Raw genomic sequence first — 13,771 nt, 5'->3', positions numbered from 1 at the left:
CTAGGCAGGCACGATGTTCACGAGCTTCGGTGCCTTCACGATGATGGTGCGGATGCCGGCGCCGTCGAGGGTGCGCTGCACCTGCTCCGAAGCAAGCGCCAGCTCACGCAGCGCGTCTTCAGTGATGTCTGCCGGAACCTCCAGGCGGTCGCGGACCTTGCCCTTGACCTGCACGATCGCGGTGACGGTGTCCTGTACCAGCAGGGACACGTCAACTGCCGGCCAGCCTGCATTGGCGACTGATGCCGGGTGGCCCAGCGCGTTCCAGAGATCCTCGGCCGTGTACGGCGCGAAGAGGCTCAGGATCACGGCCACCGTTTCAGCGGCTTCCCGGACGGCGGGATCAGCGGCACCGGCACCGGCGTCGATGGTCTTGCGGGTCGCGTTGACCAGTTCCATCAGCTTGGCGATGACCACGTTGAACTTGCCGGCGTCCAGCAGCTCGGTTGCGTCGGCGATGGTCCGGTGCGTTACCGAACGCAGCTTCTTGTCCCCGGCCGTGAAGTCCACGCCCGGCTCGGAGGCTACGTCCTGGCCCAGGCGCCAGGCGCGGGCCAGGAACTTCGCGGAGCCCGACGGCGAGACGTCCGCCCAGTCGACGTCGTCTTCCGGCGGGGAGGCGAAGACCATGGTCAGGCGCACGGCGTCAACGCCGTACTTGTCCAGCTGCTCGCCCAGGTCAACGCCGTTGCCCAGCGACTTGGACATTGCCTTGCCGCCGTTGAGGACCTGGCCCTGGTTCAGCAGCGCGGTGAAGGGTTCATCGGCCTCGATCAGGCCCATGTCCTTGACCACCTTGGTGAAGAACCGGGAGTAGAGCAGGTGCAGGATGGCGTGCTCCACGCCGCCCACGTACTGGCCCACGGGCATCCAGTTCCGGACTGCCTCGGGATCGAACGGACCCTCGGTGAAGTGCGGGGAAACGAAGCGCATGAAGTACCAGGACGAGTCCACGAACGTGTCCATGGTGTCGGTGTCCCGCTTGGCCGGACCGCCACAGGACGGGCAGGAAACGTTGACCCACTCTTCCACGGAAGCCAGCGGAGAAGTGCCCTTGGGAGCCAGGGCCTCACCCTTCAGCCCGGTGGGCAGGGTGACCGGCAGCTGGTCATCGGGAACCGGAACTTCGCCGCACTTTTCGCAGTGGATGATCGGGATCGGGGTACCCCAGAAACGCTGGCGGGAGAGCAGCCAGTCACGCAGGCGGAAGTTCACGAACTTCTCGCCCGTGCCCTTTTCCTCCAGGATGCGGATCGCTGCGGGAATGGCTTCGGACTTCGGCAGGCCGTCCAGGTCGCCGGAGTTCACCAGGGTGCCTTCGCCGGTGGTGGCGGTGCCGGAAACGGCGGGATCCTCTTCACCTGTGTCCAGGACTGCGCGGACGGGCAGGTCGAAGGTGCGGGCGAAGTCCAGGTCACGCTGGTCGTGTGCGGGCACCGCCATGATCGCACCGGTGCCGTAATCGGCCAGCACGTAGTCGGCAGCCCAGACCGGCAGCTTCTCACCGTTGAGCGGGTTGACGGCGTAGCGGCCGGTGAAGACACCGGTCTTGGTGCGGTCCGTGGCCTGGCGTTCGATGTCGGAGAGCGCCTTGACGTCCTCACGGTACTGCAGCAGTGCCTCGCGGTGCTCGTCGTCCACCAGCTCCAGGGCCAGCGGAGCGTCCGCAGCCACGACGAAGAAGGTTGCTCCGTACAGGGTGTCCGGGCGGGTGGTGAAGACGGTGACCTGCTCTTCGGGCTTGTTTCCGGCAGCCTCGATCGCGAACCGGACGTGTGCGCCCTCGGAACGGCCGATCCAGTTCTTCTGCATGGCCAGCACGCGCTCGGGCCAGTGGCCCTTCAGCTGCTCCATGTCATCGAGCAGCCGGTCGGCGTAGTCGGTGATCTTGAAGTACCACTGGTTCAGGGCCTTCTTGGTGACCTGGGTGCCGCAGCGTTCGCAGGCGCCGTTGACTACCTGCTCGTTGGCCAGCACGGTCTGGTCCTTCGGGCACCAGTTCACCGGGGAGTTCTTCCGGTAGGCCAGGCCCCGGTCGTAGAAGCGGGTGAACAGCCACTGGGTCCAGCGGTAGTACTCCGGATCGGAGGTGTGCAGGCGGCGGGACCAGTCAACGCTGATGGCGTACCGCTTGAAGGAACCGGCCTGGGTGTCGATGTTGCGGTAGGTCCACTCGCTGGGGTGGGCGTTGTGCTTGATCGCGGCGTTTTCCGCGGGCAGGCCAAAGGAGTCCCAGCCGATCGGGTGCAGCACGTCGAAGCCGAGCTGGCGCCAGTAGCGGGCAACGACGTCGCCCATTGCGAACGCTTCAGCGTGGCCCATGTGCAGGTCACCGGACGGGTACGGGAACATGTCCAGGACGTAGCGGCGTTCCTTCGAGCCGTCGTCGGCCGGGGTGAAAACGCCAAGGTCGTCCCAGACAGCCGGCCACTTCTTCTCCATGGCCGAGAAACTGTATACGGCCTCTTCCGACTGGTCAGTCTGTGACTGCGTGCTCACTATGCTTCGCCTCTGTCCTCAAGAAATCCTGGTGATCCGCGGCCTCCGGCGTGCCGCCGGTTCCGCCTGCGCTGTTAACTCTTCCCAGACACACAAAAGCCCCTCGTCAGATGCAAGGGGCTGCCGCGTTTGACTCAAACGCGGCTATCTAAGGAGGAGCAAAGCGGTCATTTCTCCACTTTACAACAGGCAGCGCCCGACGGCGGTGCCCGGAACGGGTGCGCCGCCGCCTCCGGGTGCCGGCCCGGTTCAGGCCGGCACCTCGTTCAGCCGCGTCCCGCTGCCTTCCGCGCCGCGCGGAATTCCAGGAACGCTTCCCGGCTGGTGCGCGTGGGCGTAAACCCGAACTCCTCCTTGAGCGCAGTGTTGTCCAGCACCGGACGGTAGCGGAGGAACCGCAGCTGCTCCGGCCCGTGGACGGTGAGCCTGAGCTTCCGGCCCAGCCAGAGACCGGCGGCAAGCAGCGGTGCCGGCACTGTGAGCGTCCGTTTGCCCATGAGTCCGGCGATCTCCCGGACGGTCAGGGCGCCGTCGCCGGCCACGTTGAAGATTCCGCTTCGTCCGGTGACCACGGCCCGGGCCATTGCGTCCGCGACGTCCTGCTCCCAGATGAAGACGAACGGGGACTCGCTGCCGGCAACCCGCAGCAGCCGGGGTGCGTCGAACAGCGCGGTGATCTGGTTCCGGACCCGCTCCCCCAGGATTGTGCCGATCCGGAAGACGGTCTGCCCCAGTTCCGGATGTTCACGGCGCAGCCTGGCCAGCTCCTCTTCGACCAGCCGCTTGTGCCGGGAGTAGGCGAACTCGTCATTGCCGCGCAGCGGATGGGACTCGTTCAGCCAGGGGGCGTTGTCGGCGTGGTAACCGTAGGCGGCACCGGAGGAGGAAATGATGACGTGCTTGACCCCGGCCTCAAGACAGGCGGCGAGGACATTCCGGGACCCGGTCACGTCCACCTGGAATTCCTGTTCCTGGGTGGTATCGCGGCCCGGATTCACGATTGCCGCCAGGTGGACAACGGTGTCGATCCGGTTATCCGCGAGGAGGGTGCCCAGATACGGCGCACCGATGTCCGCCAGCGCGTACTCGACCCCGTCGATTTCCCGGCCGGGCGCGGGCTCACGGATGTCCAGGCTGAGGACGTGGCTGATGCCGGGGTCCGCAGCCAGCCGCGACACGACGGCGGAGCCCAGGAAACCGTTGCCGCCGGTGACGCAGACCCGGGTCACGCTGCGGCCTCCGTCGGCTCGGATGCCCGCCGGGCATCGCGCCGGCGCCACCACGCGGCCAGCGCCAGGCCGGCCAGAATGTCCCAGATTCCCCACCAGGCGGCGACCATGGCCATGCCGCCCAGCCCGGAGAAGAAGGTCAGGGTCAGGCCGAGCCCCAGCCCGGTATTGCGGGCACCAACCTCGAAGGTCACCGCCCGGCGACTGGCTTCGTCCAGCCGGACGGCGGCTGCAGCCCAGTACCCCACGGCCAGCGCCACGGCGTCGTGCAGTGCAACCACCAGGAAAATGGTCCCGAGGTGTTCACGCAGCGGTCCCAGGTTGCTGGCCGTACCGGCCACGATGAACGCCAGCAGCGCCACCAGCCCAATCCGCTGCACCCACGGCCGCATCCGGTCCGTGATCCCGGGGAAGCGCCGGGCCAGCGGCATGCCGACCGCAAACGGAACACCGATAATCAGCAGGACCTGGACCAGCATGCCGCCCCGGTCCAGCGAGAAGTCGCGCATCAGGGCTGCCGTGGACGGGCTCAGTGCTGCCCAGAACGCCACGTTGAGCGGCATCACGATGATGGCCACGAGATTCGACACTGCGGTCATGGACGCGGAGAGCGCCACATCGCCGTGCGCCCGGTGGGTCAGCACGTTCGAGATTCCGCCCGGCGGGCAGCAGGCCACAAGGATCATTCCCAGTGCTATGGACGCCGGAACCTGCAGGGCCAGGGCAATGGCCACGGTAACTGCCGGCAGCAGCAGATACTGCGCGGCCAGGCCCAGCAGGATGGCCTTGGGGCTGCGGGCAACCGTGCGGAAGTCCGCGGGCCGGACTTCCAGCGCGATACCGAGGATGATCACGGCCAGAACGACGTTGAGGATCACCAGCGAACCGGGCGAGAAACTGAGTACGACGTCGTCAATCGGCATCAGCGGTTCACCTCCGCCGGTGCGGCAGCGGTCTTAGCGGCAGGTTCGGCCAGCCGGGCAAGGTGCGCGTCAAGCTCCGCCCGGTAGGCATCCTTGTTCACGTAGTAGCTCATCCGGTCCAGGCCGAGGTAGCGGTAGCCGCCTGTGACATCGGGAGACGGTCCGCTGACGGCGGCGTCGAACGCGGCTGCTGCCGACGGGTTCTCCTGCTGGGCACCGAGGTACGCCGCGACCAGCTCCGCCTGACGGTATCTGCCTTCCCAGCCCAGGCCGGAGGCTTCCACCATGCCCACGACCATCAGGTTCTTTGCCTGGCGGCTGAAAATATTCAGGTAAAGCTGGGGGGACGCTCCGCGCCAGCCCAGCAGCTCCGGAGCCAGGAACGGGTAGCTGAGCACGTAGCCCGTGGCGCAGAGCAGCAGGTCGTATTCCCCCGACGTTCCGTCCCGGAAATGCACGGTGGAACCCTCCAGCCTGTCGATGTCCGGCTTCACGGAAAGATCCCCGTGCCCCAGGTGGTGCAGGATCAGGGAGTTGACTACCGGATGGGATTCGTAGATGCGGTAATCGGGTTTGGGGAAACCGAAACGCACCGGATCTCCCGTGAACATGCGCAGCAGGCGTTTGTCCAGGAACTGCTTGAGCGGCCGCGGCAGGGGCTTGCCCTGGTTCAGCGTGTCCGTAGGCCGTCCGAAGACGTACTTCGGCACGAAGTAGTATCCGCGCCGGACGCTAATATCCACGGAGGCGGCGTGGTGGACGGCGTCCACGGCGATGTCGCAGCCGCTGTTTCCGGCACCGACGATCAGCACGCGTTTTCCGGCCAGGGCCGCGGCATCCTTGTACTGTGCCGAGTGGCGGATCTCCCCGGCAAAACCGCCCCGGAAAGCCGGAAGAAACGGGGTGTGCAGCGTTCCGGAAGCGACAACCACGGCACTGAACCTTCCGCCCCCGGTACCGCCGGGTCCTTCCCAGGCAAGGCTCCAGGCGCCGTCGGAGTCCTGCGCGGCACTGGTGACCCGCGTGCTGAACCTGATCAGTCCGACGAGTCCGAAGGAGCCGGCATAGCTGCGGAAATAGTCCAGCAGCTGCCGGTGGCCCGGGTAGTCCGGCGTTCCCTGCGGCATCGGGAACTCGGCGAACTCGGTGGTGGTCCGGGAGGAGATCAGGTGCGCCGATTCGTAGACCGTGCTGGCTGGATTCGCGATGTTCCAGAGCCCGCCGACGTCGCTGTGAGTCTCGAATCCGACGACGTCCAGTCCGCGTTTGGACAACGCCCGCATGGCGGCCAGGCCGCTGGGGCCCGCACCGATGACAGCCACCGGCAGCCGTCGTCCGCCCGTGCGGACATCTTCAGAACCTGCTGTTTGGAACACTGGGACCCGCTTTACGTGACGTGCATCACCATTGATGCTGACCGAACGCTACCGGCCGGCGTTCCCGCAGGTCAAACGCGACACCCTCGGAGTCCGGTCACAAAAAAGCAGCTCCCGGATCCGAAGATCCGGGAGCTGCAATGCTGCCTGCTGGAGCGGCTCGCCTGGGGCCGGCGGGCCCTAGATGACGTCCTTATCCACCCAGTCGAAAGTGCGTGTCACGGCCTTGTTCCACAGCCGCATCTGGCGCTCACGCTCGGCCTGGTCCATGTTCGGGGTCCAGCGCTTGCCTTCGTTCCAGTTCGCGGCCAGCTCATCGGTGTTGTTCCAGACACCGACAGCAAGGCCTGCCGCGTAGGCTGCCCCGAGGGCGGTGGTTTCAACTACCTCGGGACGGACCACGTCCACACCAAGGATGTCCGCCTGGAACTGCATCAGGGCATCGTTGGCTACCATTCCGCCGTCAACCCGAAGTTCGGTCAGCGGAACACCGGAGTCGGCGTTGACGGCGTCCAGGACTTCCCGGGTCTGGAAAGCGGTCGATTCAAGCGCCGCGCGGGCAATGTGGTTCTTGTTCACGAACCGGGTCAGGCCAACGATCACGCCGCGGGCATCGGAACGCCAGTGCGGTGCAAAGAGGCCGGAGAATGCCGGAACAATGTAGACGCCGCCGTTGTCTTCCACGGCGCTTGCCAGCGTCTCGATTTCCGGAGCGCTGTTGATGATGCCAAGGTTGTCGCGCAGCCACTGCACCAGCGACCCTGTGACGGCAATCGAGCCTTCCAGTGCGTATACCGGCGCGGCGTCCCCGATCTTGTAGGCGACGGTGGTCAGCAGGCCGTTCTCCGACATCACCTTTTCCTCGCCCGTGTTGAAGATGAGGAAGTTGCCCGTGCCGTAGGTGTTCTTCGCATCGCCGACACCGAAGGCAGCCTGGCCGAAAGTGGCGGCCTGCTGGTCGCCCAGGATGCCGGCAACCGGGGTTTCACGCAGCAGCTGGGACGTGTGAACGGTGCCGTAGACCTCGGACGAGGACCGAATCTCGGGGAGCATCGAGGCGGGAACCCCGAAGACGTCCAGGATCGACTGGTCCCAGGTGAGGGTATCCAGGTCCATGAACATGGTCCGGGAGGCATTGGTGACATCGGTGATGTGCACACCGCCGTCAGTTCCGCCCGTGAGGTTCCAGGTCACCCACGAATCGGTGTTGCCAAACATGAGGTCGCCGTTCTCGGCCTTCTCACGTGCGCCCTCCACGTTGTCCAGGATCCATTTGATCTTGGTTCCGGAGAAGTACGTGGCCAGCGGCAGCCCGACCTTGTCCTTGAAGCGGTCAAGCCCGCCTTCCTGCGCCAGTTCGTCAACGATCGGCTGGGTGCGGGTGTCCTGCCAGACAATGGCGTTGTAGACCGGCTGGCCCGTGTTGCGGTCCCAGACCACAGCGGTCTCACGCTGGTTGGTAATGCCGACGGCGGCGATGTCATGCCGGGTCAGGTTCGCCTTGGAGAGGGCGGTGCCAACGACCTCGCGGACGTTGGTCCAGATCTCCATCGGGTCGTGCTCCACCCAGCCGGCCCGGGGGAAGATCTGCTCGTGTTCTTTCTGGCCGGTCGAAACGATCCTGCCGTCGTGGTCGAACACAATGGCCCGGCTGCTGGTAGTGCCCTGGTCGATTGCGATCACGTACTGCGCTTTACTGTCTGTCACGTGGGTCTCTCCTTCGAGGTCTTGGGTCTTTGCGGACGTGGAACGGCTAGACGATTTCCGGGAGCGGGATGATGCCGCCTGCCCAGCCGCCCAGCGCCCCGCCGATCAGCGGCCCTACGACGGGTACCCAGGAGTAGGCCCAGTCGCTGTTGCCCTTGTTCCGGATCGGCAGAAGTGCGTGGACGATGCGGGGTCCGAGGTCACGGGCCGGGTTGATGGCGTACCCGGTGGGACCGCCGAGGGATGCGCCGATGCCAACCACCAGCAGGGCCACGGCCAGCGGGCCGAGTCCCGAAGGGGTTCCGGCGAAGGCGACGATCACGAATACCAGCATGAACGTACCGACTACCTCCGTGACGACGTTCCAGCCGTAGGAACGGATGGCGGGGCCGGTGGAGAACACACCGAGGATGTTCGCCGGATCCTGCTCTTCGTCGAACTGCTTCTTGTAGGCCAGCCAGGCGACGAAGGCGCCGATGATCGCACCGAGCATCTGCCCGCCGAAATAGGTGAGGGTGGAACCGATGGTTACCGCCACGCCGGGAACGAATTCCTCCGCACCGCCGGTGATGATGCCCACGGTGACGGCGGGGTTGATGTGTGCACCCGACATCACGGAGAGGTAGACGCCGGCAAACACGCCGAGCCCCCATCCCCAGTTGACCATCAGGAAGCCGCCGCCGTTGCCTTTGGTTTTACCCAGGGCAACGTTGGCGACTACACCGCAGCCCAGGACTATCAGCGCTGCCGTACCCAGCATTTCGCTGACAAAAACCTCTCCAAGAGTCACCATCGACTCCTCCGATCCGTTAGTTGTGCTTTTTTTGGGGGTAAAGAGGGATGAAGGACCTGCCACGGGCACCGGCGTGAAGCGGTGGAATCTAACCTGCCGCAAACCTGCCGCGACCTGTCGGCGCACTGTAAGGCCCTATGCAATCAATCTTTTTCAAGAAACGCCATGACTTTGGGAAAATCCTTGTCAGGGGGCGTTTGCAGGCTCTTCACGGTACACGCGGCACGGCAGGAGCGCACCTCCGGCGGACCTCGGTAGAGTTGCATCATGGATCCCGCACCAAAACTGACTTTGAACAACGGCGTGCTCATGGACCAGGCAGGCTACGGGACCTATAAGGTTCCCGCGCAGGACGCAGCGCCGCTGGTCAATGCCGCGCTCTCCCTGGGGTACCGGCATATTGACACTGCCGCGCTGTACGGAAACGAAGAAGGCGTGGGCCAGGCTGTCCGCAACTTCACCGAGGCCGGGCACGTGGTCCGCGAGGATCTCTTTGTCACCTCCAAGGTGTGGAACACGGACCACGGCTACGACGCCGCACTGCGGGCCTTTGAGACCTCGATGCAGAAGCTCGGTTTCGACTATCTGGACCTGTACCTGATCCACTGGCCCTGCCCGGATCGTGGACTTTTTGTCGAGACGTACAAGGCACTCGAGAAGCTGTATTCGGAGGGGCGGATCCGCGCGATCGGTGTCTCCAATTTCAACCGTGAGCACCTTGAGGAACTGCTCGACGCCGCCTCTGTGGTTCCAGCCGTCAACCAGGTTGAGCTGCACCCTTGGCTCCCCCAGCGGGACCTGCGCTCTTTCCACGAGGCCAACGGCATCCGCACGGTCGCCTGGAGCCCGCTCGGGCGCGGCGCCCTGCTGGAGGATCCTGTGGTCCGGGAGATCGCCGGAAGCGTTGGCCGCAGTCCGGCCCAGGTCCTGCTGCGCTGGCACGTCCAGGCCGGACACACCGTCATCCCCAAGGCCAGCAGCGAGGAGCGGATGGCAGAGAACCTGGACATCTTCTCCTTTGTGCTGGAACCCGCGCATGTGGCCGCGCTGGACGGCATGGATTCCGGGCGCAGGACCGGTTCAAACCCCAGTGAGGTGAACTGATGCTGCTGCGGCGCCGGGCTGCAGCGAAGGAAGGGGCACCGGCACCGTTCCAGCGGCGGGCCAGCGTACGGACTGCCGCCGTACACGGGTCCGCGCAGCGGTTCTGGGACTTCCCCGCCGCCAACCCGGACACCGCGGGACCTGCTGTCTTTATGGTCCATGGCTTCCGCGGGGACCACCACGGGCTGCTCCGCCTGGTGGAAGCCCTCCCCGCCAACCGGGTCATCCTGCCGGACCTTCCGGGGTTCGGCCAGGGCGCTCCGCTGCCCGGAACAAACGACGCCGCCGCCTACGCAGACTTTGTGCGCGCCGCCTTCGAGGAGCTGGACCTCGGCCCGGATACCGTCCTGCTGGGGCACTCCTTTGGATCAATCATCGCGGCCCGGACAGCCGCCGAGTATCCGCAGCTGATCAGCGAACTGGTGCTCATCAACCCGATCAGTGAACCTGCGCTGGAGGGTCCCAAGGGTTTCACGAGCAAGCTGGCCGAACTCTACTATCAGGCTGCAGCCAGGCTCCCGGAGAAACCCGGGCGGGCGCTGCTGGCGAACCCGGTAATCGTCCGCGGGATGAGCGTGCTCATGGCCAAGACCAGGGACCCCGGGCTGAGGCGCTGGATCCATGCCCAGCATGACGCGTATTTCAGCGCCTTCTCCTCGCGCGCCGTCGTGCTGGATGCGTTCCGTTCCTCCATCTCCGAAACCGTCCGCGATTTCGCCCCGCAGCTGCAGATGCCGGTGCTGCTGATTGCCGCCGACCGCGACGATCTGGGTTCCGTTCCCGCGCAGCGCCGTCTCGCGGCACTCATTCCGGATTCAGAACTTGACATCCTCGAAGGCGTGGGACACCTGGTTCACTATGAGGCGCCGGACTCCGCGGCAGCCCTGATTACTGATTTCCTGGGCCGGAGGCACCGCTGAGCATGAGAATCGTCTTTGACGCCCGCTTCACCCGCACCGACCAGCACGACGGCATCAGCCGCTACGGCGCGAGCCTCATCGAGGCTGTTTCCCGGCATGCCGACGTACGGATGCTGATCAGCGACGAACGCCAGCTGGCCCTGCTGCCGCCCGTGCCCTGGACCAAGATCAATTCCCCGCTCTCCCCTGCCGAGCTGTTCGTGTCCAGGCACGTTAACCGGCTCGGCGCCGACGTCGTGGTCTGCCCCATGCAGACCATGGGCAGCTGGGGGCGGCGCTATCCGCTGATCCTCACCCTGCATGACCTGATTTACTACCAGAACCCGACTCCCCCGGGATTCCTGCCGCTGCCTGTACGCCTGCTGTGGCGCCTCTACCACCTGGCCTACTGGCCGCAGCGGATGCTGCTGAACCGTGCCGACATCGTCGCCACTATCTCCAACACCACCCGTGCCCTGATGGAGCGGCACCGGCTGACCCGGCGCGGGGTGCGAATGGTGTCCAATGCCCCGCAGCCGGGCACAGTGCCGCGGGATCCGTCCCGGGCTCCGGAGAAGTCACTGCTCTACATGGGTTCTTTTATGCCGTACAAGAACGTGGAGACAATCGTCCGGGCCATGGATTCGCTGCCCGGCCATACCCTGCACCTGCTCAGCAGGATTTCCCCTGCCCGGCGCACTGAGCTGGAGGCACTGTGTGCCGATCCGTCCCGGGTCGTGTTCCACAACGGCGTCACCGATGAGGAGTATGACGCACTGCTGAGGCGCGCCACCGCCCTGGTGTCGCTGTCCAGGGCGGAAGGCTACGGACTTCCGATTATCGAATCGATGGCGGCCGGCACTCCGGTCGTCGCTGCGGATACCCCGATCTTCCGGGAAGTCTCCGGCGGTGCCGCGCTGCTTGTGGACCCGGAGAGCCCGGAGGATTTTGCCCGCGCCGTGGACAGCCTGTCGGATCCGGACCGCTGGAGCGAAGCCTCGAAGGCCGGCCTGGCCCGGGCCGCAGCGTACGACTGGGATGCCTCCGCGAAACAGCTCCTGGATGCGGCGGCGGAAGCGTCCCGGGTGTTTGCGGCCCGGACCGGAAAGAAGCGCTAGGCCAGCCGGACGACCATCTTTCCGGTGTTGGCGCCCTTCATCAGGTCGATGAATGCCTGCGGCGCGTTTTCGAGTCCGTCGACGAACGTCTCGTCGTACCGGACGCTGCCGTCGCGCAGCCAGCCGGCCATCAGGGCAGCGAACTCGCCGGCGTACTGGTTGTAGCTGTTGGCAATGAAGCCCTTCAGGGTCAGTTCCTTGCCGATGGCCTGGAACAGGTTGCGCGGGGCGCACTGCGGCTCGGTGGCGTTGTAGGACGAGATGGCGCCGCACATGGCGACGCGGCCGTACTTGTTCAGCACGGAGATCGCTGCCTCCAGGTGGTCGCCTCCCACGTTGTCGAAGTAGACGTCGATTCCGTCCTGCCCCGCGGCTTCCTTCAGCTGGTTTTTCACCGGACCGTCGTGGTAATTGAAGGCGGCATCAAAGCCGAGTTCCAGCAGCCGGTTTACTTTTTCCGCAGATCCGGCGCTGCCGATGACCCTGGCCGCTCCGAGTGCCTTGGCGATCTGCCCAGCCATGGAACCAACGGCCCCAGCGGCGCCGGAGACGAACACGGTGTCCCCTTCACGGAAGCCTGCCACCTTGGTGAGCCCCGCCCAGGCCGTGAGTCCCGTGAGCCCCATGGCGCCCAGGTAGGCGCTGGCCGGAGCGATTGATGTGTCGATCACCCGGACACGCTTCGCATCCAGGACCGCGTAGTCACGCCAGCCGAGATTGTGCAGGACCATATCCCCGGGCTTGTGCGTCCCTGCCCGTGACTCGATTACTTCACCGACTGCTCCGCCCTCGAGCGGAGCATCGAGCTGGAACGGCGGCACGTAGGATTTAACTTCGTTCATCCGGCCGCGCATGTAGGGATCCACGGACATCATGGTGTTGCGCACCAGCACCTGCCCGTCCTGCAGCTCCGGTACTTCCACCTCGGCCAGCCGGAAGTTCTCATCTGAGGGCCACCCCTCGGGACGTGCTGCCAGCTGGATTTCGCGGCTTGCGGATGGGTACGTCATGGATCTCCTTTCGCGCGCCGGCCCGTGCCAGGCGCAGATCAAACATAAGCAACCTGTCTATCATGCCTGCCTGGACGGAGTGCGGTGCCCTACCTGGGCCGGACGTCCCACAGGTGGTGGGCGGCGTCGTGCATGAAGTACCTGGCCAGCGACTCGACGGTAAAGGTGCTGCCGTCCGAGCGGAGGCCGCGGCGCGAGCGGTCCTGGACCTCGACGGCGGCAAAGGCGTCCGCTGTCGCCTGGGCTTCATCAAGCAGGTCTGCCGCAACCCGGGACGGGTCCTGCTCGCCGTAACGTTCAGCGACCGCCGTGGCGTCCTGGTCCCAGTCCGGGAACTCCGCGCCGTCAGTATCCACCATGAGCAGCAGGCGCATCCGGTAGACGCTGCACAGGTCCCGGACGTGGGCGGCGTATTCGAGCGGCGACCAGGTGCTCTCGTCCGGCCGCACCGCCGCGTCCGGACGGTCCAGGACGTCCTGCCAGGCCTCCGCGTTGTCCAGGAGCAGCTGGGGAACGTCGTCGTAGTCGGTTTCCGAGGCCGTGAAACCGCACTCGGGGCAGGTCCGTTCCAGGACCCAGGTCCAGTTCTTGGTGTCAGGGGTTATGGCCATTGCCACACTGTAGAGGATTCGGATTGCGGGACGCACCACTTCTAGAATTGCTACACCGGAAACCTATTTCTGCCAGGAGATGATCTTCATGTACATGGGGGTTCCGCCCCAGGACCACGAGCGGATGAGAGCAGCACTGGAAGCCCGGAGCCAGGCGCGCGGCGGCACCGCCGTGGACCTGTACCGCCACGGGGGTTTCCTGGTCCTCAACGCGGATCTTCCCGGGATTGATCCTGGTTCCCTCTCCGTGGAGCTGGATGGCAATGCCCTGCTGATCCGGGCCCACCGCAGCCTCCGCGGCCTGGACAGCACGACGCGCTGGGACGTGCGCGACAGGGAGGACGGTCCGATCCTGCGGCGGATTCCCGTAGGCGAGGGCGTGGACGCTGCCGGGATCGCGCCGCACTATGCCAACGGCGTCCTCAGCCTGCACATCCCCGTCCGCACCGGCACACGGCAGCGGAGTGTGCCGGTGCAGTAGGGGAAGCCCGCCGGCGAAGCC

Annotated in this window: 12 protein-coding genes; 4 read left to right on the top strand and 8 right to left on the bottom strand. The window is 65.6% G+C overall.

Annotation, left to right across the window (positions count from 1 at the left end; all coding sequences use genetic code 11):
• The 6 genes from leuS to NGB94_RS02850 all read right to left on the bottom strand — a co-directional run bounded on the left by leuS (position 1) and on the right by NGB94_RS02850 (position 8,524).
• Entirely contained in the window at positions 1 to 2,502 is a 2,502-nt protein-coding gene (gene leuS / locus NGB94_RS02875) for a leucine--tRNA ligase (protein ID WP_418910598.1), read from the bottom strand.
• Positions 2,503 to 2,765: 263 nt separating this feature from the next.
• Positions 2,766 to 3,728, bottom strand: coding sequence for an SDR family oxidoreductase (locus tag NGB94_RS02870; protein WP_325788948.1), 963 nt, complete (start codon positions 3,726 to 3,728; stop codon positions 2,766 to 2,768).
• A complete protein-coding gene (locus NGB94_RS02865) occupies positions 3,725 to 4,651 on the bottom strand; it encodes a bile acid:sodium symporter family protein (protein ID WP_325788947.1) in 927 nt (308 codons plus the stop codon). Before NGB94_RS02865 ends, NGB94_RS02870 begins: the two co-directional genes overlap by 4 nt.
• Positions 4,651 to 6,027 (bottom strand): flavin-containing monooxygenase, encoded by a 1,377-nt coding sequence (locus NGB94_RS02860; protein WP_325788945.1) that lies wholly within the window; start codon positions 6,025 to 6,027, stop codon positions 4,651 to 4,653. Before NGB94_RS02860 ends, NGB94_RS02865 begins: the two co-directional genes overlap by 1 nt.
• A gap of 180 nt (positions 6,028 to 6,207) precedes the next feature.
• A complete protein-coding gene (glpK, locus tag NGB94_RS02855) occupies positions 6,208 to 7,734 on the bottom strand; it encodes a glycerol kinase GlpK (RefSeq protein WP_325788943.1) in 1,527 nt (508 codons plus the stop codon).
• 46 nt (positions 7,735 to 7,780) lie between these two features.
• Positions 7,781 to 8,524, bottom strand: coding sequence for an MIP/aquaporin family protein (locus tag NGB94_RS02850; RefSeq protein ID WP_325789118.1), 744 nt, complete (start codon positions 8,522 to 8,524; stop codon positions 7,781 to 7,783).
• Between the two features lie 270 nt (positions 8,525 to 8,794).
• Here NGB94_RS02850 and NGB94_RS02845 point away from each other — a divergent pair, with 270 nt between their 5' ends.
• From NGB94_RS02845 to NGB94_RS02835, 3 genes are read left to right on the top strand one after another with little or no spacing between them, the layout of a single operon-like run.
• The gene (locus tag NGB94_RS02845; protein WP_325788942.1) at positions 8,795 to 9,631 is read left to right on the top strand and encodes an aldo/keto reductase; all 837 of its coding nucleotides are present in this window, start codon (positions 8,795 to 8,797) and stop codon (positions 9,629 to 9,631) included.
• Positions 9,631 to 10,551, top strand: a complete 921-nt coding sequence (locus NGB94_RS02840; RefSeq protein ID WP_325788941.1) for an alpha/beta hydrolase — start codon at positions 9,631 to 9,633, stop codon at positions 10,549 to 10,551. Before NGB94_RS02845 ends, NGB94_RS02840 begins: the two co-directional genes overlap by 1 nt.
• A 2-nt stretch (positions 10,552 to 10,553) precedes the next feature.
• Entirely contained in the window at positions 10,554 to 11,648 is a 1,095-nt protein-coding gene (locus tag NGB94_RS02835) for a glycosyltransferase family 1 protein (protein WP_325788939.1), read from the top strand.
• Here NGB94_RS02835 and NGB94_RS02830 read toward each other — a convergent pair.
• Positions 11,645 to 12,658, bottom strand: coding sequence for an NADP-dependent oxidoreductase (locus NGB94_RS02830; RefSeq protein WP_325788937.1), 1,014 nt, complete (start codon positions 12,656 to 12,658; stop codon positions 11,645 to 11,647). The genes NGB94_RS02835 and NGB94_RS02830 overlap by 4 nt on opposite strands.
• 89 nt (positions 12,659 to 12,747) lie before the next feature.
• The gene (locus NGB94_RS02825; RefSeq protein ID WP_325788936.1) at positions 12,748 to 13,269 is read right to left on the bottom strand and encodes a DinB family protein; all 522 of its coding nucleotides are present in this window, start codon (positions 13,267 to 13,269) and stop codon (positions 12,748 to 12,750) included.
• Positions 13,270 to 13,393: 124 nt separating this feature from the next.
• Between NGB94_RS02825 and NGB94_RS02820 the strand changes: the two genes are divergently transcribed.
• Positions 13,394 to 13,750, top strand: a complete 357-nt coding sequence (locus NGB94_RS02820; RefSeq protein WP_325788935.1) for an Hsp20/alpha crystallin family protein — start codon at positions 13,394 to 13,396, stop codon at positions 13,748 to 13,750.
• Positions 13,751 to 13,771: the final 21 nt, after the last annotated feature.

This window comes from Arthrobacter koreensis (genome assembly GCF_035792275.1).
In the GTDB taxonomy this organism is placed as follows: domain Bacteria; phylum Actinomycetota; class Actinomycetes; order Actinomycetales; family Micrococcaceae; genus Arthrobacter_B; species Arthrobacter_B koreensis_A.
Note: the sequence above shows the minus strand (reverse complement) of the source record. Positions and strands in the feature narration are given on the sequence as shown.